This is a genomic window from Streptomyces sp. CY-1, assembly GCF_047218265.1.
Taxonomy (GTDB): domain Bacteria; phylum Actinomycetota; class Actinomycetes; order Streptomycetales; family Streptomycetaceae; genus Streptomyces; species Streptomyces niphimycinicus.
In genome coordinates, this window is sequence record NZ_CP178393.1 from 7,441,783 (window position 1) to 7,464,695 (window position 22,913).

Sequence of the window (22,913 nt, forward strand, 5' to 3'; positions counted from 1 at the left end):
CGGGGCTGGTCATACTTGTCGGTCACCTGCCGACGGGGAGGCTGCCGTAGCCGAGTTCCGTCGTCAGATAGTGAACGAATTCTCTGCTCTTGGCCGCCTTGTCCGGGCCGTAGTTGTGCTCCTTCTGGAAATCAGTGAACTTCTCCTGTAGGGAATCGAGGAGGGATTCCAGATGGTTCTCCGTGGGGAAGATGTCCTCCCGGGCTGCATTCTTCAGCTTGTTCGGATCACTGAAGACTCCGCCGACGATTTTGACGGCTCCGAGCATGGCCAGGTGGAAGTGGAGGTTCGTGTAGTGGGACCGTGAGATCGGAACCGGGCGCGTCTGTAGGAATTCGTCCACGCATCGCTGGGTTTTGGCGAGCCACAGGTAGACTGCGAGCTCGGTGTTCTCGGAGAAGACGCGGCGATAGTCCTGGTTGGACTTCAGGAGGCTCGACGGACGGGCCCGGGCATTGTCCGGCCGGCCGAGTCCCATGGCCATGACGGACTGTGCCAGCAAGGGAATGCTGACGATCTGACTGGCCGGCTTGCCCTTGTTGCGGTAGAAATTCTTGCGACGGTCGTAGAACCATTCGTGTTCCAGGAAGTACGACTCGATCTGCCGTTGGATGTCGTCGGTGGCGCGCAGCGACGCCACGGGTACCGCCGTCTGCCGGTTCGTGGCGCGGATGACCGCGTCTCGCGCTGCCTGGTCGGCGGTGACCAGGATCCGTACCTGCACCAGCCGCGTGAAGACCGGGTCGGACGGGTCGGTGTCGTAAAGCTGCCGAAGGGTCTCGTGGATCGTGTACGAGGTCTGCAGGCCGTTGACGATCTGGACGTCCGAGAGGCTGAGTCGCTTTCCGACGGAGGTCGCCTGGGAGCAGACAATGGTGATTCCGTTGTTGAGCCACCAGAACTCCGCGGCGGCAGGGTCCTGGAGTCCTGCCGCGATCTCCTGGTTCACCTCCACGTTCCCCTGGTAGTCGCGCACGTTCCAGTCGAAGATATGTGACTTGATGGCCCCGGTGTCGTCGCTCAGGAAGTCGATGTAATCCCCGAGAGCAACCAGTGCGAGGTGGCTGGTCTGGTGCGTGATGCTTTCCTGGTAGGGGAGTTCGAGGGTGTAGGAAGGTAACGTGCTGGCCCGCTTCCACAGTTCGACGGGCCCCAGGAACTCCACTTCGCCCTGGGAGATGGCGAATGCCTTGTCGAATTGTGATTCGAGGAATTTTGCCTTGGCTTGGACCTTGGTGTGCACCTCGTTGGTGTCGCCACGCGTGACATAGGAGAACTTGATCAGGACCGTCGGATGACGCTTGAGGAGCCGGCGCAGGGCGTCTTTGAACAAAGTGAAACGAGCGATGAGGTCCTCGGAGTACATCACCTTGAGGTCTGTCTCGTCGGCGGACATGTCCAGCAGGTGGGTGCAGGTGGAGGCCACCTTGTCCAGCGCCAACTCGGAGAATGTCGTCGATTTCTTGGCCTGCACCAGCCAGAGCGTGAGCTGCGCACCGCTCTCGACGTTGGCCGCTGCCGAGGGGGTCTGCAGAATCTCGCTGTCCTCGTGCAGCAGGCGCCCGCCGAGGAAGACGTAGGCCCCGTCCACGCCACCGTCGTTGCCACCGCCGATGACGCCGGCTGCCACCTCCTCCTCGGACAGTCCGAAGCCGTGCAGCGCGTGCTCACAGGCAAATCTCTCGAAGACCTCGTCGAAGGAGAGCGGGACAGCGAGGCTGTTTCGCTGCTCCTCGATCATCTGGTCGATCAGTACACGGTCGTTGGCGCTCATGACTCCCCGTTTTCGACGAATTCCACAGAGACATCTCAGTCTAGGTCGAACTGACTGCGCATCAGCATTAATTGAATCCGCAGCGTGCGTCCGTCCGGCAGGGTTTCGAGGACCTGAACGCCGTCGTAGTTCAGGAGCTGGCGCAGTACGGCGGCGAAACCGTCGGCACGGGTGGGCGGATAGCCGATGCGTTGCGCGAGGGCCGTGGTGGGCAGGGTGCCGCCGCTGTCGAGCAGAGCGCGGATCGCCTGTTCGATCTTGTCCAGGTTCGTCGGCTTCCGTGCGAGGAGTTCCAGCTGACTGTGGAAGATCTCCGACGAGAAGAGCCGGTCCACGATGTCTTCGTCCCGGGCGACGCGGGCCGGAGTGAGCAGCGCGTCACCGTCTTCCGCGGCCGGGACAAGTGCCACATCGAAGAGGACATCGCGAGATGGGGCGGCCTGCTCCTTCACGGGCTTGTGCCGCGCGGTCCTCTTCACGACGGGGGCTCCGGCCACCGGCCTCTCCGCCGCAGGCCGCGTCTCCGGTTGCTCGCAGAACCACCACGACGGCCGCGGGTCGCCCAGCTCCCGCCAGTCCTTGGGAGGTTCCGCCCCGAAGGGCAGGAACGCGAGCACCGGTATGGCGAACTCGGCGAGAGACGCACCGCCGTGATAGCCGGCTCTACGGGAGGTGTACCGAGAGTCGGCATCCCACAGGGCGACGATCGAGGCACCGGGGTCGGGCCACACCACACGGGGGCCCGAGAGAGCGACCTCCGCCTCGTGCAGTGACCCACCGGCAGCCCGGTGGCGCGCCGACTCCGGGGCGCTGGCGCCGACCTTCGTGCCGTGCCGGTCCACCACGTGACCGTGGTCGCTGGTGATGAGGACGGCCATGCCCTCGGAGGCGGCAACGCGCAGCAGGCCGACGAGCGCCGGGATGTGGTCGGCCTTCCAGGCCCCGTCACCGAGCTTCTGCTCCTTGGCGAGCCGATCGTCGATCGCGTTCAGGACGACCGCCACATGGCTTTCGCCGTCGGTGAGTGCCGAGAGCACCTCCGGGCCGAAGGGGGCTCCGGCTTCCTTGGTCTCCAGGTCGTCCTTGTGGAAGACGGCCGCCTTCTGCTTGCCCCACAGGGCGAGCGCGGGGAACTGCCGCTTCTCGGCTGCCTGCGCCCCCTTGATCAGCTTCCCGGTGAGCAGTGACGTACGGGAGACGGCCGTTAAGGTGGGCAGAGCTGCGGCCATCGCCCGCCGCCGCGGCACACCCTCGTGCAGTGGGTCGTACTCGGCCCAGGAAGCGCGCAGCTCTTCGCCCAGCTCGGCGGCGATGGCCGCGCTCATGCCGTCCAGGACGAGCAGCAGCACACGGCGCCCGGTTCCGCCGCGGACGACCGGTTTCACGACCCGGTCCAGGAAGGTTTCCACGGTCAGCATGGCGCCCGGTGGGGTGCCCGCTTCCGTCCAGCCGGCAAGCCTGCGGGCGAAATCGCGGTCGATCTCGTGCCGCCGCTTGCGGACCCGTGCGGCGAGGACGCCGTACGCCGACCTCAGCTCGGGGGCGGAGTCGCCACCGGCCTCGATGTACTCAAGGGCGCGGTCCACCCAGCCGGTCTCGGCGATGTGCCGCTCCACGGCGTGGCCCACTGCATCGGAGCCGACGGCCGGGTCGGTGGCCAGCCACTGGGTGAGGCGCTGGCCCATGCGGGCGCGTTCGATACGGGTCCGGGTCTCCGGGCCGTAGGCACGCGCGTGCGCGGCGAGGTCGCGCACGGCTGCCGCCAGCGGGGCGGCTCCCTCCGCTGCCAGCGCCTTGCCCACGGCCGTGAACCTGGCGTCCAGCCCCGCGGGCAGTACCGGGCTCGCCGTGGCGGCCGACTCCGCACCGAACTGGCGGACCAGGCTGGAAGCCCGCTCCAGGACGGTGTCCCCGATCCGGCGCGCCTCGCGGATTTCCTCCGCATGGTCACCGTCCGCGCCGCGTGCCGCGATCGCCAGCTGGGCCGTGAGGTATTCCTCCGCGGCTTTTCCGAACGCGGAGGCCAGGGCGTCGAACTGGTCACCGGCCGCGGGCGGCTGCTCCCCGAACCAGCGCTCGGCGCGCCCTCGCGCCCGGTACACGTCGGCATCCGGATCGGCGTGCCGCCACAGCGCCGAGCACACCAGGCCGAAGGCGACCGCGTCCGGGCCGTGTCCGGCCTCGGTGAGAGCGAGCAGCGCCCACCCCGGGAGACCCGCCTGATCCTCCTCACCGAGGAAGGCCACGAGCCCGGCGCGTTCGGGGCCGCGCAGCGCGAGGAACCGCTCGGGGCCACTGGAGGTGAGGGACCAGCCGAAGAGCGTCTGCGCGTCGATGCCCTCGCCCGCCGGTTCGGCCTGCGGGTGGTCCGGTGCTTCGCCGTACGTCCCCAGCCGCAGCCGCCGCAGTGCCAGCCGGGTCAGTGCCGTGCGGCGCGACAGCAGACCGCCTCCCAGCGGGCGCCAGCCACCTGGCGGAGCGGCGTCCAGTAGGGCTTCGGCGGCCCAGTTGTCGTCCTTGAGCCGGGAATCGACCTGGCCGGCTCCGAACGCTTCGCGGACCACGTCCCATCGGTCGACCGCCGCAACGCGCTTCTTATGGGTGCGCGCCAGGAGCGCCGGGTCGAGTTCGCCTTCCTCGCGGTCGGTGAGGACTACGAGAACCGGCGGTCCGGCGGCGTCGTCCGCGAGGTGGCTGATGATGAGCTCGTGGACGGCGAGCGCCGACGGGGCGGCCGTGATGCGGGCCGTCCTGCCTTCCGCCCACACCGGCTCCCCGGGACCGTCCCACTGGGACGTGGAACGCAGCAGGACCACATGGCGCCTGCCACCGCCGCAGAGCGAGGCGGCCAGTGACTTCTGAGACGACAGGTACTGCGTGATGGTCGCCAGGTTCAGTCGTGTGGCGATCGGGGTGACCGTCACGCTCATCCCTCGACGACCTTCCAGGTGATCTCGATGGTGGCCTCGGGATCGCTGGCCGCCAGCTCAGCTAGTTCGGCCTGCAACTCGGCCACCGCACGAGCCGCCGTGGTGCGTCCGCCCCCGGAGCGCCTGGGCCGTTTCGTGGTGCCCGCGCCGGGCTCGGCGGACGGGTCGGCGGGCACGGACGCGTGGCTGGTCCTGGTGTCCAGGGGCACGTCGTCGGCCTGCCGTGGCTCCGCTGAGGGCCGCGGCGTCGGCTGCGGCGCCGGCCGGTCCGCCGCGCGGTTGCGCTTGACCAGGGCGAGCACGTCCTGCTGGGTGCGGTCCAGGGCCTCGCACAGGTCGTGGGTGCGCTGGTCCCGCTGGGCCACGGTGCGCAGCGACTCCAGCAGGGCGAGCCCCTCGGGGCCCTCGTTCAGCGCCAGTTCCAGAGTGGACCAGGACGCCCGGTCCAGCGCCTCGGCCACCTTGCGGGCCTGCCGGATGGACGTGCCGTAGCGGTCGGGGCCGACCTGCCCCAGGTCGAACGAGGCAAGCGCCTCCACGGTCTTCTTCGCCCCCGTGGCGCCCTTCAGAGCCTTGAGCAGATCCACGGCCTTGCGCGCGAGGGCCAGGCGGCCGGTCTCGTCGGTCTCGTCGAGTTCCAGGAACCCGGCCCGGTGCTCCAACTGGCGCACCAGTTCCCCGGCCGGTTCCTGGTGCGTCCGGGCCTGCTCGGTGATCTGGCGGGCGAGCTGGTTGACCATGCGGCCGCGCCGCAGTGTGGGGGCCTTGGCGCCAAAGACGGTCTCGAAGCGCAACCGCGCCGTCTCCCAGTTCTCGTCAGAGGGCAGCGGCTGGCTGCGCAGTACGTCGTGCTCCTGGATCTGTGCCGGCTCGGGCGCCGGGTCGAGCACCGTGCCGCCCCGGACCCACACCCGGTCGTCCACCTCCGCGAACGACGCCACGACGAGCTTGGCGAGGAAGTCGGGCAGGCCGAGCGGGTCGGGCTTGTCCGTCCAGTCGAGTAGCTTGATCACGGACGGGTCTCCGGTGAAGCCGTCGTCCCGTGCGAGCTTGCGGAAGTGGTCGGCCCAGTACGGGGACAGCTCGAAGTACGCCTCCTTCTGCCGGCCGAGGCGCAGCGGCACCGCCACCCGCTCCATCAGGCCCCGGTCGCCGCTCGGTACCTCGATGCGCCCGTCGCGCGCTTCGGCCGCGGCGCGGACGTGGGTGAACACGCGGCGCGCGTCCGCGGGCTTGACGACCGCGCCGCTGCCGCCGCTGCCGGCCGTATCGAAGTCGGGATGGGCGGGGTACTGGGCGGCGAGCAGCCTGCCCGCGATGTGCCGCAGGGCGTCCCGCGGAGACTGCGCGAAGGACAGCCTGAGACCCTCGACGTCGCGCAGCGACTCCAGGTGCTTGTCGAAGCCCAGCTCCACGTCGTCGGGCTTCTTCTGGGCCAGTCCGTACGCCTGCTTGAAGGCGCCCGTGATGGTCTGGAGCAGCGACTCCCGCTGGGTTTCCAGCATCCCCTTCGCCCGGGCGCGGTTGTCAGCGTTGAGGTGCACCGCGTACTGCGTGTTGAAACGCTGCTCGTCGGCGAGCGCCCGGTCGATGATCACCAGACGTCGGAAGTCCTGGTAGCGCTGCTTGGACAGATGGGCGGGCAGCCAGGCCACCGTGCGCCACCGCTCGCCCTGCTGCTGCTCACGCAGGCCCTGGAGGCGGCTGACGCCGTCCCGCGGGCCGAACTCCCCCTCCGGCAACGGCAGGCCGATGACGATGCGCCAGCGGCCCTCCTCCAGCGGGCTGAGGTCGTGGTCGGGCATCTCGTCGGCGTCGGCGAGGTATCCGAAGTCCACTTCGACGGCGCGCTGGGTGCCGCGCCACACGAAGTTCAGCTCGTCCGAGAGCCGCCCCTGGGCCACTCCGAGTTCGTCGGTCAGCAGGCGCTTGGCGAGTGCCTCCCGGTTGGCCGGGTTGTCGTTGACGGCGGCGTTGGCGATGACGGAGTCGACGTCGATGCCGGACAGTTCGAGCCGGACACCCGGGTTGGCCTCGGTGCCGGTCGGCTTGATCTCGGGGAAGCGGGACGCCCACTCGCTGATCTTGCTTTGCAGGATGCCGTACTCGCGGCCGGGTATCGGGGCGACGATCGAACCGTAGTTGAGCGCGGACAACCGCCGGATCGTCAGATTCGACAGGGCGGGCACACTCGGTACGAGCGCCGACAGCAGCAGGGTGCCGATGATGCGGTTGTCCCCGGTGAAGGACTTCAGTCGGCTCAGCAGCTCGGGGTCGGTGATGTCGTCGCGGCGGCGCTTATACCGCTTGATGTCTTCCTCGTCCACCCGGTAGTGGTCCACGAGGTACGGACGCAGTTTGGTCTTGTACAGCTTGTCGGCGGCCTCGAAGACGACCTTCAAGCTGTCGGTGAAGGGCTTGTCCCCACCCGTAGTGATCAGCGGGTAGAGGTCGCCGACCGGTACCAGATCGCCCAGGCGCAGGTCGTCGCGGTGGTCGGCGAGTAACTGGCCCATCAGCTTCATGCCGGTCCGGTTGCGCTGGAGCGCCGACGAGACGTGCACCAACGTGTCCATGAAGGCGGGGGAGAAAGGGTAGGTGAGGCGGAAGCTGTCCTCGTCCGCTCCGACGCCGTCGGCCCCCCGGTCCGAGCCCAGCAGGGTGTCCCACACCTCCTGCCGGACCTTCCGCGTCTTCTCGAACTGGTCGTTGATCAGCGCGGCCGCTTCCGCGTCCTTCGGCTGCAGAAGGCGGGCGTGCGCCACCTGGGGGAGGTTGCGGTCCTCCAGGGTGATCTTGTCGAACCGGCCGGAGGCCAGGTTGAGCGTGTCCTGGATGGCGGACTCGGCGGCTCCGGAGACCTCCTCGCCGACCAGTTCACGCAGGTCACGCTGGCGGGCGATGAACGACACCACGGGGATGGCGCGGCGCGCGTCGCCGCCCTCGACGAGGTTCGTGATCTTGCCTGCCTCGCGTGCCACGAACTTCTCGTCGTGGATGAGGGTGGCGAGCCACAGGATCAGCTCGTCCAGGAAGAGGATCAGCCCGTCATAGCCCAGCGACTTGGCATGCTCGGCTATCACCGACAGGCCCGCGTCGAGTGAGACGAAGCCGTGCTCGTCCTCAGCGGCGTTCTGCATGAACCCGGGCAGCAGATTCGTGCTCGCGTCCTGCACGAGCCGCGCCCGTAGCTCGGCGGGGGCGGACGGCCACACCAGATTGAGCTCCTCCCCCGAGTCGTGGACCTCCTCGGCCCCGAGCGCGGTGTTCAGCAGCTCAGCCGTCCAGGCGAAGGACTCGCCCCACTCGTCGTCCTCCGCACCGTTCCCCTCCGCCGGGGAGAGACCGGCGATGACGGCCTGATCGCCCATGCGGGCGCGCATCGTGCGGAGGTTCTCGAAGAGTGAGTCCGTGCGGTACACCCGCGGCACCGGCGCCTCGGGGCGCAGCTTCTTCACATGGCTGACGTAGCCGCCCAGTACCCGCTGCTCCATCGCCTTGGCGCCGAGCATGTGGTACGGCACCAGCAGGAACTTCTTGCCGTCCGTGGTCAGCCACTCGTGCTTGGTCAGCACCGGGTCGAGGTCGGCGCGCTCCCGGGCCGCGGGGCTGCCGCTGAGCAGTGCGTGCAGCACGGCCATGAAGTGCGACTTACCGGAACCGAACGAGCCGTGCAGATACGACGCCTTGGAGGTCTGCCCGTCCAGGGCGGCCTTGATCAGGCTCAGCGCCTCGTCGAAGTTCTCCAGCAGCCGTTCGGTGACCACGTAGTCCTTCAGCGCCCGCTCGGCTCCTTCGGGCGTCGTGGCTTCCGACAGCCGGAGGACGTAGTCGGACGTGGACACCTTCTCCTTGATGTTGATCACTTCGCGGAGCAGAGGCGGCTGCTGGGTCATACGGTTCTCGCTCTCCTTCCGGCGGCGCCGTCGCGCCGCGCGCACGCCACCGTCGCTGCTGCTGCCCGGAGATCGATCAGGACACCGGCCGGGACGCGTAGGCGTCGTAACCGGGCGATGGTCTGAAAATCCCCCCGGTGGACAGCATGGCATGCGCCACCGGCAACAGCCCCGCCGCAGGACCGAATTCGCTGGGCTCATCGCTGCCCAGGCGCCCTGTCGGCAGCCCACGAGGGGCGGCTGATCACACGCGGCAGTGACTTCGCCTTCAGAGGCCGTGCCGCAACCGGCCCTCAATCCGTTCGCGCAGTGTCACCGCGCGCGCATCGCCGTAATCGGCCAGGAGCCGGAGGGCAACGTCCCAATGCCGCCTGGCCTCTGCCACGTCTGCGTCGCACAGCGAAGTCGCGAGGCCGTCCAGCGCGAGGGCCCGGTGCCAGAAGTCACCGAGTTCCTGATGTGCCGCAGCAGCCCTGCGGTAAAAGTCAGATGCTTCGTCGGTGCGCTCCAGGCGCTGGTACGTCCCGCCTGCGCCGTACCACGCGAGCGCTTCGCGGCTGCGGTCGCCCAAGCGGCGGTGAATCGCGGCGGATCGCTGGTACGAGGTCAAAGCCTCGGCACATTGTCCGAGAGCTTGCTGGACATCGCCCACGTAAAGCAGCCAGTAGCCCTCCAGCACATGGTCGCGCAGCTCCAAAGCGATATCCAGGGCTTCCTGCGCCACCCGGTCGGCTTCGGACAGCTCACCGCGTTCCAGGTGGATCGCACTCCGGATACGGAGGACGTTTCCTACGCTGCGTTTGTTTGCCATCCGCTCGTGCACCACGAGGGCTCGCTCAAGATTTTCTTCAGCGTCTGCCAGATGTCCGGCCTCGAAGTGCACGGTGGCGAGGTTGGCGCGGGTGACCGCTTCCCAGTGTGCAGCGCCGAGTTCCTGGAAGAGGGCCATGGCTGTCACGAACTGGTTTTCCGCCCCGTGTAACTGTCGCTGGCGCATGGAGAGCAGACCCAGGGCGTTCAGGGCGGAAGCCTCGCCCCGCGGATCGGCCAGTTCACGTCGGATCGTCAGCGCCTCGCGATGCGAGTTCAGGGCCTTCGGGATGTCGTTGAGCCGCCGGTAGGCGAATCCGAGGCTTTCCAGGATCCCGGCTTCCCCGGCCCGCTCACCCAGACGTCGTGCCGCACGCAGCGCGATCTCTCCCGTGACGAGCCAGTCGGTGACGGAGGCCGACGGCGCCTGGGCGCTCCAGAACACCGTGGCCAGCTGCCAGGCGTAGCGATCGAGTCCGACCTTCTCGGCAGTGCGGACTGAGGCTATGACATTCGACTGCTCCCGCTCGGCCCAGTCGACTGCCTGGTCGTAGTCGGAAAAGTGCAGGGGAACCGCCTTCTCATCGGCCGGATCGAGCGGGACGTGTTCGCGGGCAGGGGAGATCCAGTTCTGCGCGGCATCGGCGGTGTGGAGATACCAGTCGAGTACGCGCCGCAATGCCGCGGCGCGGCTGTCGGCTGTCTCCTCCGAACGACTCTGTTCGGTCGCGTAGGCCCGCAGGAGGTCGTGGAACTCGAACCGGTCAGGAGCGGTCTGCTCCAGCAGATGCGCCCCGACGAGCACATCCAGCAGTTGTCGCGCCTGCCGCATGCTGATACCGGCGAGAGCCGAGACCGCTCCGATGCCGAACCCGGGACCCGGGTGCAGACCGAGCAGTCTGAAGAGGCGGGCGGCCTCGGGGGACAACGCCCGGTAGGACCAGGCGAACACCGAGTGCACGGCGTCGGCGTCCTGCTCCTCCCCTGTGCTCAAGGCCGCCCACAACGCCGACTCGTCGCACAGGTCGGCGATCAACTCGTCCAACTGCATATGGGGGTGGCTCGCGGCGCGCTCCGCCGCGATGCGCAATGCCAAGGGCAGTCGCGCGCAGAGGCGGGCGAGTTCGCCCAATTTCGCCGCGTCGTCCTCAGGGCGGTAGCCCGAGGTCACGGCACGCAGAAGGGCGACTGCCTCCGGCTCGGGAAGGGTGCCGAGAGTGATGCGATGCGCCCCGTCGCGCACGGCGAGTCCGGACAGGCGACCTCTGCTGGTGACGATCACGAGGCAGCCGGGGTGCCCAGGCAGCAGCGGACGTACTTGGGCGACGGTGGCGGCGTTGTCAAGGACGATCAGCACTCTTCGGTCGGCCACCAAGGAGCGGAACAGGGCCGCGGCGGACTCGGTGTTCGTCGGCACCGCGCTTGCCGGGACGCCGAGCCCGGTGAGGAATCGGTGCAGTGCCTCCTGCGCCGTGACCGGCTCGCCCGGGTCGTAGCCCCGCAGATTGACGTAGAGCTGACCGTCGGGGAAGGCGGCCTTCACCTGGTGGGCCCAGCGCAAGGCCAGAGAGGTTTTCCCGGCTCCGGCGGTACCGGCGATCAGGCATATGGCGACGACAACGGAGTCGCCTGAGTCGCCGGCCAGGATCGCGTCGAGGCGGTGCAGTTCCTCCGTGCGGTTGACAAAGCCCCTGACGTCACCGGGAAGCTGCCGCGGAACGACCCTTGAAGGGACGTCCGGCGGTCGGGTGTGGTGGAAGTGCACTCCTCCCGTGATGGCTCCTGCTTGTACGACATCGCGAGAGGACCCCGACAGATCGTTGTCCGTACCTTCCCGGCGCCTCTCCTCCGGGTCGTCCGCGCTGATCGCCTACACCGCTTTCGGCCGCTGCGGCGGAAGGTGCGCCACACGGCGTTCGAAGTAGGACAGGAGGTCCTCACCTGCCTCGTAGAGCTCCCTGATGAAGCTCTCCCAGCGCTTGATCAGCTCGGAGCCACGGAAGCGGATGGCTCCGTCCAGGATGCCCGCTCTCGTGTAGACGACCTGGTACAGGACCTTCCCGCCCACGACGACGACTTCGGGCAGCGGACCAGCGGTCTCCAGCGTGCCCAGGGCAGCAGGGGCGACGACCCGAATGTGCTTGCCGGACTCCGCCTGCACGCGCAGCGCGTGTAACTCCCAGTGCATGTAGGGCGTCAGCGGCTCCTCCACCACCCGGACACGGTGAAAGGCGATGCCGCGCTCCCGGTCGCGCCGGGCGGCCTCGACCAGGTCCTGCCGCTCCTCCTCAAGGAGCCGCAGGGCTTCTTCCCAGCGGCCCTCGCGAAAGGCTGCCCAGCTGTCGTCCTGTTCCTCGAACTCCTGCTGCCGCTCGAACTTCCAGGAATGCCCGTGACGCAGCTCCGTTCGATACTGCCGGAAATCGCGCCGGTAGACCTGAGTGGGCAGCCGATCCCCTTGCGAGGCGGGGAGTTCGAGGGCGCTCGGGTCAAGCATCCGCGATGTCCGGCTTCGCCGAGCGGAGCATGCTTCCCGGAATGACCACCAAGCGCTCGTCCCGGGCGATGGTGACATCCGCGGGCAGATGCGCGGTGTAGGCATCGGTGAGGTCACGCCCGACGATGGCGATGTCACCGTTGTCGAGCTCCCAGATGTCCGGACAGCCGTCCTCATCCTTTGTCGTGCCCAGTTCCTTGGCCGACTTTCCCAATCGGCGCATGAATAACGCGGAGGAATCGGCCTCCCAGGGACGGGCCATGCTGTCTCTCCCTCACCAGTTGCCTTCATCAGTCGCCTTGATTGCTACGGAGCGTATGGAGGACGCTCACGTACCGCAAGTGGCGCGCGGGCCAAACTGGCCGAGGAACGCCCCCCTCAAGCGGAGAGGCACCCCCTCGTTCCGGGGGCGCCCAGCTGCTCCGGCGGTCTCGGCGCGCGTGGTCCGGCGCCTACTCGCGCCTGTGACGGCTGCGGGCGTTGGTCTCGGCGACGCGGGCCCGCAGTACGTCTTCTGGCGTGAGGGGCTCGACGTACGCCGGGTCCGCGTCCCACTCCCGCCCACCGCCGAGCGGGCGGAGTTGGAGGTACGGCCCCTCATGGGCCATGACCACGCCGATCCGGTCACGGACGGTGTCGCGCACGGCCGTCCCCACGGGAACGGCCGGCCCACCGGTCATCGCACGGACCCCTTCGCGATCACCTCGGCCAGGGCGTGCGCCACGGGAGCGGAGCACACGCCGAGGTGGACGAGGGCGTACCGGGCCGACCTCCCTCCGGGCCCGGTCTCGTCCAGGTCTCCGTTCCACGGGGTGCGGACGTCCATGGCGGGGAGCTGGATCCCCGCCTGGATGAGCGCGGCGGCGAGGGCGTCACGGGCTTGGAGTGCCTCCTCGGTCCTGGGCTGGTCAGTCTTCGGGCGCTTGGTCTTGTGCTGGGCCGAGGGGCGAGGGCTGGTCATTATCTCTGCTCCTTATGCTTTTTAGCTGTTTTTCAGCAGTTTTTATGTTTGGGGCGCACTCGTTGCATTACGGTGCGTAGTGACGGAGTTACGAGGATGGACCCGTGTGCGGAGGCGCGGACGGCGGCGACGGCGTGTCGTTCCCCGTGAGACGGCCGTCCTTCCACACCTGCCACGGATGGCTGCCGCGTGCGGTGCTTACGGAATGCGGAGATCACGGAGGGGAAACGCCATGCCGCAGAGAAGGGTGATCACAGGCCGGAGCCAGGAGCCGCGCAGACGCTTCGCCGAGGAGCTGCGCGCCCTGCGCGCGGAGAAGGGCGTCAGCCTGCGTCAGGTCGGCGAACGCGTCGGCTGGGACTGGTCCCTGTTCGGGAAGATGGAGAAGGGTGAGACGCTGGGCGGCCCGGAAGTCGTCCAGGCGCTCGACACCTATTACGGGACGCCCGGCCTGCTGCTCGCCCTGTGGGAGTTGGCCGCCGGGGACCACACACAGTTCCGCGAACGGTACCGGCGCTACATGGCGCTGGAGGCCGAGGCGGTCAGCCTGTGGCACTTCGCAGTGAGCGTGCTGCCGGGGCTGCTTCAGACACCGGGGTACGCCCGGGAGGTGCTGGCGGCGGGCGGCCTCAAGGGCGACGAGCTTGAGCAGCAGGTTGAGGCCCGCATGGGCCGCCGCGAGCTGCTGGCCGGTGAGGAGGCGCCCCCGTTCCGCACGATCCTCTCGGAAGCGGTGCTGCGGACGCCGCTGCGGGATGCGGGGGAGTGGCGGGGGCAGTTGGAGTACCTGGCGGAGGTGGGGGAGGGGCCCAACGTGTCCGTTCAGGTGCTGTTGCAGAGCGCAGGAATGCACGGGCTGATGGGCTTCGAGGTGTGGTACCTGCAACTGCCCGACGCGAGCACCGTGGTGTACACCGAGAACGGATACCGGGGCGAGTTGATTGAGGCAACTGCCCCGGTTCTACGTCTCCAACGGGCATACGATGCGTTGCGCGACCTGGCCCTGTCTCCCGCTGAGTCGCGGAAGTTCATCCTGCGCACCCTGGAGGAAGTACCGTGCGATCCATCAACCTGAGCGCGGCCACTTGGCGCAAGAGCCGTCACAGCAACCAGGACGGTGGCGCATGCGTGGAGGTCTGCGACGACTTCGCTGACGTCCTCGCTGTACGTGACAGCAAGGACCCGCAGGGCCCGGCTCTCGTGTTCCCGACGGAGAGTTGGACGGCCTTCGTATCCGTCGTCAAGGACGGCCGGTTCACACGCTGAGGGCTGTGTCTCTGGCGGCTCCCGCGATCCGCTGATTGCGGGAGCCACTCGCGTCTCACTCCTTCTTGGCTGTCCGGCGTCCACGGGTGGTGGCGACCGGGCGCCAGGCGCGCAGGTCGTCGTCGGTCAGACCGTGCTTGCCCTGCTCCACCTGACGCTCGCCTCGGAAGTACGCGGCAGGGGAGCCGCTGAACGTCGGGTCGAAGTCGTCATGCCACTGGTCCAGCCATGGCTGGAGTTCCAGCAGGCCAGCAAGGAACGGGGTGAGCTCCTCGGCGCTCATCGACTCGTGCGAGGCAATGTGCACGAGCAGGGCGTATGCCTGCTCCTGATGGTTCCAGCCCGCCCAGCCGTACAGGGTGGGTGTGGCGGCGTTGGTCTGCCCGTACGAGATGAACCGCTCCTTGGGCACGTCCAGCTTGCCGCGTGCCTTCCAGTAGGAGGGCCGGAGGAAGTCGGTCGAGGCGTACTTCGGCGGCACGGGGATCGAGTCCCGAATCTTCCGCTTCATCGGCTCGTCCGGGGCTGCGTCCTCCTTCCGCTGCAAGTCCCACACGTGCTCCCAGTCCGTACGCTTCTTCAACCCCGATGGCTTGTAGCGCAAGGCGGCGAGGAACGGAACGTGTTCGGTGGTTAGCAATTCGGCGACGAGAGTGAGTAGTTCCTTGCGAGGCGCGTAAATCTTGGCGACAGAAACGAAGTCCTCGTCACGCGAGAGCGCGTCCGTGAGCCAGGAGAGCGTGACGATGCGGGGCATGTCGTTCTCGTCGAACCAGTGCTCGCGGTTCTCGATCCGGTCGAGCAACCAGCTCCGCAGGGCCTTCTCCTGGAGCGCGTCCCACCCTTCGGTGGCCCACCGCCGCTTGTACTCCGGCCGCTCAATCATCCCGATCGCCCGGCTCGACTCGATCGCGTCGAGCCGCTTTTGGACGATCTCCCGGTAGGCGGCGGGCCAGCGGTCGGGGATCTCCGTAATGGGCGTGGACCCATGCCGCTTGAACCACTCATCGCTGGCTTCCCCTGCAGCGACCTTCCGCGCGAGCACGATCTCGAAGGCCCGCTCGCCGAGGGCGATCTCGGGGATGTTGGGATCGTTCGGGGCTTCGGATACCCGGAGGTCTTCGGGATAGAGGCCGTAGATCGAGTAGACCTGCCAGTCCAGTTCCTCTTGGAGAGCAATCATCCGAGCGCGTGTGACATGCCAAGTTCTACTCGCGCCACGTAGAACGGGTGCTGTAGGTGGTGCGGTTTCTGTGAGGCTAGCGGGAGCGCAGAGAGTTAGCTGTTGCGCGAGCTTGTCCAGAGTGGTCGCGAGTATAACTGGATAGTGAGTCGGTAGAGGGATTCTTTCAATATTGCCGCCATTGAATTGGTAATTCCAAGACCAAGGCTGGTCGGCCATTCCGCTGGAGGCTGTCGCATTTCCTTTGTTGTGGCAATTCAGCTTAAGCCATAGGGTGATAGTTGAGCTGTTTAATACGCTAAGCAGTCTTAGGTATTCCTCCTCGCGTGCCTGTTCGGGGAGTTTGAGTGCGGGGGCGGTTTGCTTAAACACCTTCCCGCTGCGATCCAAAGTGAAGTGGTTATGGGTGGCCACTTCCGCAAATGATAGAATGAGGGGACTCTTGTATCGCTTCCTGAAAAACATTGAGTACTCGAACCAGGATAGGCCCCGTTCTATCTGTGTCTTTCCGAAGGCGACCCGAATTCGCAGGAAGAAGCGATAGGGCCAAAGAAGTCGTTTTGCGGCATCGGGGGCGTCGGCGCGGAGATCGTCTTCCTTGTAGGGCCAGAGCGACTGGACGGGGTCAGCCACTAGGTAATCTCGGACGTTTTCCCCCTCGACCAAGGGGCGTTGGTGGCTGCCGGGAATTCCGTGTCGACGAAGGGCTCCAGAGCCGATCATGTAGGCCGCATCCTCGCGGGTGACGGCCCCGGCGCCGATCTCATCAATAATCTGCCGCAGTGAGGTTTGAGAGGCTTTGTTTAATTGCTCGACCATCTCAAGCGCGCCGTCAGTCAGAATCCATGGCTGCTTACCGAAGTAGCGTCCCCGCTCAAGGTCATCCACCGAGACCCACCGGCTGACCGAGCCGGGCCTGTCGATCTGCTCAACAATTGCTCGCCAAACCAGCCCATCCTCAGCCCTCTCGGGAGTCTTAGGCTCACCCTGAACGCTACGCACCGTCCGAACAGTCGCCGAACGCTCGTTCCCCCCTCTGTGCTTGCCAACTAGGATGACTGTCGGCGTGCTGTGCCCTGGAATGTAGGCACCCGAGGTGTCGATCACCTCTGTCAGTTCCACCTGGTCACGAAAGTAGCTCTCAATCAGAGTCTTGCCGAATTCGCGTTTCATGAACGAATTCGCCGTGATCTGGCCGACCATGCCATAGCCCCGACCGTCGGGCTCGCCCTTCACAGCCAGCTCGAAGAACCGCTGCGCGAACGGCACCGACAGCGCATACGTGCCCGAACATGCCTTGTACAGCCCTCGATACAGCTCGTTAAGCTTCTTGTCCTTCACTGTGATATACGGCGGATTCCCCACCACCACGTGGTACCGCCCCGGCTCCAGAATGCCCGGATGCTCGTGCACATCCTCCGTGGCGTACGAGAACTCTGCCAGCTCGTCCTCGTCGTCGGTCGTGAACTCCAGGGCGTCCTGCCCCTTCGTTCCCCGTATGCCTATCTCCGTCTGGCGCTCCTTGATGAGCGAGTCGCCCACGGCCAAATGGGTCGGCCACTCGTAGCGGTCGGCCTCCCCCAGCGTCCGGATGCCCGCCGCTGCCATGGCGGCCATCAGCAGCCGGAACCGTGCGATGGCCACCGCGAACGGGTTGACGTCCACGCCGTGCACCGAGTCCAGCGCGGCCCGCACCCGCTCGTACACATCCCGGCCCGGCTGGCCGTCGGCCCATAACCGCACTAGCCGCCGAAAAGCGCCGAGCACGAAGTGGCCCGACCCGCACGTTGGGTCGATCATCTTCAGATCCTCGTACCCGAACTCCCGCACCGCCGGGTTCATCGTCCGGTCGAGGATGAACTCCTCCACGAACTCCGGGGTCTGGAGCAGCGCGTACGTCTTCCGTGCGGCCTCGCTGAGGTCCTGGTAGAGGTCCCCCAAGAAGCGCGTGTCCCAGCCCGCCGTTCCGGTACCCGTCGCACCGGAATCGGTACTGTCCTCGTCCTCGTCCTCATCCAGCGGGTCGGTGAAATCGTGGACCAGCGAGCCCGGCTCGTCCCGCTCCCGCCAGAACTCGATCAGCTCACGGGCGCCGTCATGCGACAGCGGGATCTGGTACAGCGGATTGTGCCGTTCGTCGAACAGCAGGCGCCCGGCCTGCCCGTCGCCCAGCTCCGCGAAGGCGCGCAACAGCCAGCCGCGGTACGTCGGGTTTTCCTCGCGCTCCATATACGCCTCGTACCGCGCGAGCGCGAGGTCGCGGCGGTCCTCCTCCGGGGCCGTCACGTACGGCTCGGGGATCAGGCGGTTGTCCTCGCAGAAGCGGACGAAGACCGTACCCAGCACCCACGCCACCGCGACCTGCGTGACGCGCTCGTCCAGCCAGGAGGTCCAAGTGGCTGCCGTACGGCCCAGCTCACGTGCCCGGCCGTACTCGGCGCGCAGCCGCAGCTCCACCTCCGAGACCGCTTTGACCTGCTTGCTCAAGTCGGTTTCGGCTGCCTTGACCTGCTTCTTCAGATCGTCCAGCAGTGCTAAGCGGTCGATCACTCGCCGTCTCCCTCGGTTGGTGCGTGTGCGCCCGAGCGGTGGGCGTTCTCCACCCACGCGTCGGGGAGTTCGATCCATTCGCCAAGTCCGGCCTGGTAGGCCACCGCGACCTGGCCGAGCTTCGGTTCGCGCGCCGGGTCGCCCTGGGGGACGAGTAGCCACAGGCCGCGCCCGCCATGCCGGGCCGCCTCGGCGAGGCGGTCGAGGACGCCCATCGCGTCGTAGCGGGCGAACACCGCCGTCTCGGTGAGCAGCACTGGACCCGCAGGGGAGCCATCCCCGGAACCCTCGGTCAGCATCTCGCGCACCTGGGGCTCCACCGTGCCCCAGGCCGTGCGCGCGTACTCGGCGAACTTCAGCGCGCCGCGCGAGCCCGGCTCGGCCGCGTCCGCCTTGAGGAGCGTCTCCCAGGTCGGTTTGGCGCCCGGCGGCACCAGCGCATGCAGGGCCTCCAGGAACAGGACGGTGGCCGAGACCTCCCGGGCTCCGATGCGCGGGGCGGCCAATTCCCGTACCGCGTCGCGCGTCAGCCCACGGCGCACCGTCAGGACGCGGTAGCCGTCGCGCCGGGCGGAGTCGGCCAGAAGCTCCTCGGCGCGGGCGGCGGAGGCGATGAGTGGGTCATCCGCGTACCGGGTGGCGGTGCCCAGGGCGGTGGCGCGGCGTACGGCGCCGCTGGTCAGATAGCTGGACTCGTTGTCCAGGTGCGCGGGCAGATAGCGCAGCGTCTTGACGGGTTCGCGGGTGGCCAGCTTCAGGTCGAACCCGGCGTCTCGAAGGGCCTTGGTGAGGAGGGCACCCGTGGGCAGCTCATGGGTCGTGCCGCCGCGGCCGTCATCGACGACCAGTTCGGGGAAGCGGGCCCGCACCCGTTCGTGGACGTCGGCCGCGGTCAGGCCCGGCTGCTGTTCTTCCGGAACGCCGGCGATCCACGGCACCAGACCGGCCTGGGTGAGCCGCAGTGCGCGTACCAGCGGCAGGTTCCGCGGGTAGATCTCCAGGCGCGGAGTGGCCGCCGCGTTCTGCGAGGCCGCGGCGGCGAGCTCCACCAGGCGGCGTTCGTCCCATTCGAGGGCCCCGGGCGGCGGGGTGAGGGCGCCCAGTTCGGTGAGAACGGTGGCCGCGGTGGGCAGGGTCTCCTGGCGGGTGAGGCGGTCGGCCGTACGGCCCAGCCGCATCGCGTAGTCGAGAAGGGCGGGGGCGGTGGGCGTGTCGGGAGCGTCGTCCTCGCGCACGTCCAGGGCGAGCAGACCCGAGCCCAGGGACTCCTCCGTCGCCTTGCGGTTGGTCTGGTGCCGGAACTCGGCGGTCTCGGGATCGAGCTGTTCGACCTCCACCACCGCCCGTACCGCGGCCAGCGCGAGGGCCCGCCGCTGCTCGCCGCGTGCTTGCGTGCCGCGGCGCACGAGCAGTGCGTCGGCGATCTCGACGACGGGGGCGACGCGGCCGAGTCCGGTGAGCAGCTCCATGATCTCCGAACGGAGTACCTGCACCGCCGGATGCTTCTTCCACCGCTTGCGCTCTTCCTTGAGCATCTGCGGGATGCGTCCGGCGGACAGCCGGAGCCTGTCCGCGACATCCTTCTGCTTGGGCCACACGCCGATCGCGGGCAGATCACCGTGATCGTTCGGCAGCCTGAGCAGGAGCCGGACCATGTCGACCTTGTTGCGGTTGGAGCCGTTGTTGTTGAGCTCCGGCACGAGGAAGGTGGCCAGGGTGTCCAGGCTGATCGAACGCAGCGACGTCTCGGAGAGCCTGCCGTCCTCGGCGAGGACGCCGAGGAGGGCCGACTCGGCGGCGCTGAGCTGGGCCAGCTCCTCCTTGGCCTCGGCCCGGCCCTGCGGGGTGAGCGGCGAGACGGGTGCCTCGCGCAGCAGGTCACCCCACTGGCGCTGGCGGCGCTGCACTTCGCTGCGGGTCTTGGCACCCAGACCCGGCGCGTTGACGAGCTTCCGGCGGCTGTAGTCCAGCAACTGGCCGACGGTGGTGATGCGGAGGCCGTAGAGGAAGGACTCGGCGGCGGGGGTGAGGCCGGCGGCCGAGAGGTGGGTGTCGCGCGTGACCTGCTTGGCCAGCTCCTCGCGCTGCTCCTCGGCGGTGAGCGGTTCGGCCTCGCCCAGACCGTCCGGGGCCGCGTCCGGGGTCTTCTCGGGGTGGCGGGAGCGGTGGCTTGACGGCGCGGTCTGTGCGGCGTCAAGGAAGATCTTCCGCCAGGCGTCCCGCATCGGCTTCAGCTCGGGGTAGCGCTGGGCGGCGTCCCGGTGCAGGGCCTTGCGGAAGAAGCCGACGAGTCCGTCGCGTATGGCCGGATCGAAGGCGTCGGCGACGATCGCCGGGTGGGGGAACTCCTCCCGGTCGGTGTCCCGGGGCAGGACCGACCCGTCGCCCCACTTCGGCAGCTCGCCCGACGCCATTTCGTGCAGGGTGACTGCGACCGCGTACCGCTCGGCGTGCGAGTCGTAGGCGGTACGGGTCAGCGTGCCGATGAACGGGTCGAGGTAGCCGTCCGTGCCCGCCTCGTGATTCTTCGCCGGATAGCCGGCCAGCGAGAAGTCGATCAGGACCAGTTCGCGGGTGCGGTTCGGTCGGATGCGGATGGCGATGTTGTCCGGCTTGATATCGCGGTGCCAGACGCTCTCGCCCTCCAGGAAGTCGACGGCGCCGAAGAGGTAGTCGCCGTACGCCTCCAATTGGTCGATCTGAAGTCGGCCGCCTTCCCGGAGCTGACGGGCCACCGTTTCCTCACGGCGGCGTTTGCGCCCGGTGGACCCGGCCTCGTCGGAGGTCTCCTCCCGTTCGTCGCCCACGTATTCCAGAGCCAGGACCGTGCGTTCCCCGATGGTCAGTGGGTGCGGCTCGACGAGGCGAATCATCCGGGAGTCCGGGCGCAGACGGCGCATCACCTCGGCTTCCTGCTTGAGGATCTCCCCCCGGCTGTCGGAGAGGGCGACCTTCAGCACGGCCAGTGGGCGGGTCTTGCGGGCCTCGGCCTTCAGATCGCGCACCAGGAACGCCCGGCTGGTGGAACCGGTGCCGAGGCGGCGGCGTACTTCCCACCGGCCTGCCAGGACGTCACCGGCGACCGCCTCCAGCGGATCCTTCTCCGGCGCCTCGGAGGCGGGGGCGGCGACGTTGGCCGGTGCGGTGAGTCCGTCCTCGACCAGCTCCAGCATCTCCAGGAACTCGTCGACCGTGGAGAGCCGTTGCCCGGGGCGGTAGGCGGTGGCGGCCTGGACCAGTTCGTCGATGTCCTCCGACAGGCCGTCCACCACGGAGCTCGGCCGCAGGCCCTCGCCCGCCTCCAGGCGCGCGCGCAGTTCGGCCTGGCTCGCGGCCGGGGGCTTTCCGGTGGCCAGGAGGTAGGTGAGGACGCCGAGGCCGTACACGTCCAGGTACACCGGATCGGGGTTGAGCGCGGTCAGCTCCGGCGCGAGATACGGGTCGGCACCCTCGGACAGGTGCTTCAGCGAAAGTGCCGTGGGGGCGAACCGGGTTGAGCCCAAGGCCGTGCCGTTCTGGCTGCCGCCGCGCTGGGTGGCTATCTGCCAGTCGGAGATCTGCAGATGGGGACTGAGCCAGGCCGCTTCCTCACCGACCGTCTGCCCCCTGCGTCCACGGTTGCGGGGGAGGACGTGTACCGAGCGGGCGGCGAGTGCCCGGTGGTGGATCCGGCTGGAGTGCGCGGACCGCATCGTCTCGGCGAGCTGGCGGACCAGTGCCATACGGGAGAGGATGTCCAGCTTGTCGCCGTACTGGAGCAGATACTCGTCCAGCCGCATGGTCTGCGGGTGGTAATCGAAGATCAGGGAGGGGCCGGCGGAGTGCCCGGAGGCGTCGTACGTCTTGAGCTGGACGGCACCGGGGTGCCTGAAGCGCTGGAGCACCGCGGCCTCACGGCGGGCGGCACGCTCGACGGACTCGCGTAACGAGGCGTCCGAGCCGCGCTCGCGCACGTATACGCGGATGCGGGCCGACTCCGGAAGCTCCTCGTGACGGGCCAGGTAGTCCGCCCAGGTGGGACCGGTGTCGAGGGCCTTCCGGTCCAGGAGATAGGGACCGACACGGTACTCGGCGCCGCTGCGGCCGATGCCGATGCTCTCCAGAGCGGCCTTGATCTCGCGGGAGCGGGTGGCATCGATGCGATGCCGCTCGTCCCTGGGCGGCCGTTTCAGCATTTCGGCCAGCTGAGCGACGGTGTGGACACCGTTCTGGTCGTGCGGCGGGAGCTGGATCCGCAGGGAGGCGTCGGTGAAGCAGACGGCCTCGCCGACCCACAGCTGCCTGCGGTGGTGGTGGGACGGCAACTGCTGCCTGAGCAGTCCGGCCAGTTCCTTGGCCTTCTTGTTGGCCAGATGCAGCGGGTTGCCGTGGGGAACGCGGCGGCCACCCGGGGTGGCCTGCACCCAGGTGCCGTTCTCGCTGGTGACCGAGCCGTGCCACTCCTTCAGCTCGACCACCAGCACGCCGCTCGGTGCGACCACGAGCAGATCGACCTCGCGCACATGCCCGGTGTGCGAAGTGAACGTGAAATTAGACCAAGCCCGCCACGGCTCGGCGTCGGGAAGCTGCTTGCGGATGGCCTCCAAGCCGCGGTGCTCATGGTCGAACTCGGACTCGGTGACCGCGGTCCACCGACCGTCACGCATGCACTGCCCCCGCCTGTCGGAACTCTCACGCCACGGCCTTCCACTCCTGATCCCCCGTGCTGCAGCTGCCCTGGAGTGGATTGCCTGGAGGGAAATCCTAACGGTCAGGTGTGGCACCGGGACCAGCTGTGACTGTTGCATCTCAGGAGCAAGCTGTTCGAAGGCGGGCCGCATCAGCCTGGCCCGATAGCGGAACGGTTGGGCGAACGTGCCGGGCGGGAAAGCAGGCCGTTCCGTCTTCGAGGAACAGATCCTGCCCTGGACTGTCACCGTGCTACTGGGGCGAACAGGAGTGCTGAAGGCGGCGTGTTGTCGCAGAGGAAAAGTCCTGATGGGAGGACGGTTCCGCTCTTGGTGAGGTCGACGGTGTGGTGGTCGCGTTCTAGTCGCGACTACCCCT

The 22,913-nt window shown here is 68.0% G+C and carries 12 protein-coding genes; 2 read left to right on the top strand and 10 right to left on the bottom strand.

Annotation, left to right across the window (positions count from 1 at the left end; translation table 11 throughout):
- Positions 1 to 22 precede the first annotated feature (22 nt).
- The 8 genes from ACK1X7_RS32110 to ACK1X7_RS32145 all read right to left on the bottom strand — a co-directional run bounded on the left by ACK1X7_RS32110 (position 23) and on the right by ACK1X7_RS32145 (position 12,868).
- Positions 23 to 1,774 carry an AIPR family protein gene (locus tag ACK1X7_RS32110; protein WP_413115996.1) on the bottom strand — a complete coding sequence of 584 codons (1,752 nt, stop codon included), beginning with the start codon at positions 1,772 to 1,774 and terminating at the stop codon, positions 23 to 25.
- Positions 1,775 to 1,809: 35 nt separating this feature from the next.
- Complete coding sequence (gene pglZ / locus ACK1X7_RS32115; RefSeq protein ID WP_413115997.1) at positions 1,810 to 4,704, bottom strand: BREX-2 system phosphatase PglZ; 2,895 nt, start codon at positions 4,702 to 4,704, stop codon at positions 1,810 to 1,812.
- Complete coding sequence (gene pglY / locus ACK1X7_RS32120) at positions 4,701 to 8,600, bottom strand: BREX-2 system ATPase PglY (protein WP_413115998.1); 3,900 nt, start codon at positions 8,598 to 8,600, stop codon at positions 4,701 to 4,703. The genes pglZ and pglY overlap by 4 nt, the downstream gene beginning before the upstream one ends.
- 268 nt (positions 8,601 to 8,868) lie before the next feature.
- Positions 8,869 to 11,175 carry an ATP-binding protein gene (locus tag ACK1X7_RS32125; RefSeq protein ID WP_413115999.1) on the bottom strand — a complete coding sequence of 769 codons (2,307 nt, stop codon included), beginning with the start codon at positions 11,173 to 11,175 and terminating at the stop codon, positions 8,869 to 8,871.
- Between the two features lie 105 nt (positions 11,176 to 11,280).
- Positions 11,281 to 11,907 (bottom strand): DUF6879 family protein, encoded by a 627-nt coding sequence (locus ACK1X7_RS32130; protein WP_385137826.1) that lies wholly within the window; start codon positions 11,905 to 11,907, stop codon positions 11,281 to 11,283.
- Positions 11,900 to 12,169 carry a hypothetical protein gene (locus ACK1X7_RS32135; RefSeq protein WP_413116000.1) on the bottom strand — a complete coding sequence of 90 codons (270 nt, stop codon included), beginning with the start codon at positions 12,167 to 12,169 and terminating at the stop codon, positions 11,900 to 11,902. The genes ACK1X7_RS32130 and ACK1X7_RS32135 overlap by 8 nt, the downstream gene beginning before the upstream one ends.
- A 190-nt stretch (positions 12,170 to 12,359) precedes the next feature.
- Positions 12,360 to 12,587 carry a hypothetical protein gene (locus ACK1X7_RS32140; RefSeq protein WP_385137822.1) on the bottom strand — a complete coding sequence of 76 codons (228 nt, stop codon included), beginning with the start codon at positions 12,585 to 12,587 and terminating at the stop codon, positions 12,360 to 12,362.
- Entirely contained in the window at positions 12,584 to 12,868 is a 285-nt protein-coding gene (locus ACK1X7_RS32145) for a hypothetical protein (protein ID WP_385137820.1), read from the bottom strand. The genes ACK1X7_RS32140 and ACK1X7_RS32145 overlap by 4 nt, the downstream gene beginning before the upstream one ends.
- A gap of 232 nt (positions 12,869 to 13,100) precedes the next feature.
- On the opposite strand from ACK1X7_RS32145, the gene ACK1X7_RS32150 reads away from it, so the two are divergent.
- Together ACK1X7_RS32150 and ACK1X7_RS32155 are read left to right on the top strand one after the other, a co-directional pair.
- Complete coding sequence (locus tag ACK1X7_RS32150; protein WP_413116001.1) at positions 13,101 to 13,943, top strand: helix-turn-helix domain-containing protein; 843 nt, start codon at positions 13,101 to 13,103, stop codon at positions 13,941 to 13,943.
- Complete coding sequence (locus ACK1X7_RS32155) at positions 13,925 to 14,134, top strand: DUF397 domain-containing protein (protein ID WP_413116002.1); 210 nt, start codon at positions 13,925 to 13,927, stop codon at positions 14,132 to 14,134. Before ACK1X7_RS32150 ends, ACK1X7_RS32155 begins: the two co-directional genes overlap by 19 nt.
- A gap of 55 nt (positions 14,135 to 14,189) precedes the next feature.
- On the opposite strand, the gene pglX is transcribed toward ACK1X7_RS32155, so the two are convergent.
- Together pglX and pglW are read right to left on the bottom strand one after the other, a co-directional pair.
- A complete protein-coding gene (gene pglX, locus ACK1X7_RS32160) occupies positions 14,190 to 17,867 on the bottom strand; it encodes a BREX-2 system adenine-specific DNA-methyltransferase PglX (protein ID WP_413116003.1) in 3,678 nt (1,225 codons plus the stop codon).
- Complete coding sequence (pglW, locus tag ACK1X7_RS32165; protein ID WP_413116004.1) at positions 17,864 to 22,513, bottom strand: BREX system serine/threonine kinase PglW; 4,650 nt, start codon at positions 22,511 to 22,513, stop codon at positions 17,864 to 17,866. Before pglW ends, pglX begins: the two co-directional genes overlap by 4 nt.
- Between the last annotated feature and the right edge of the window lie 400 nt (positions 22,514 to 22,913).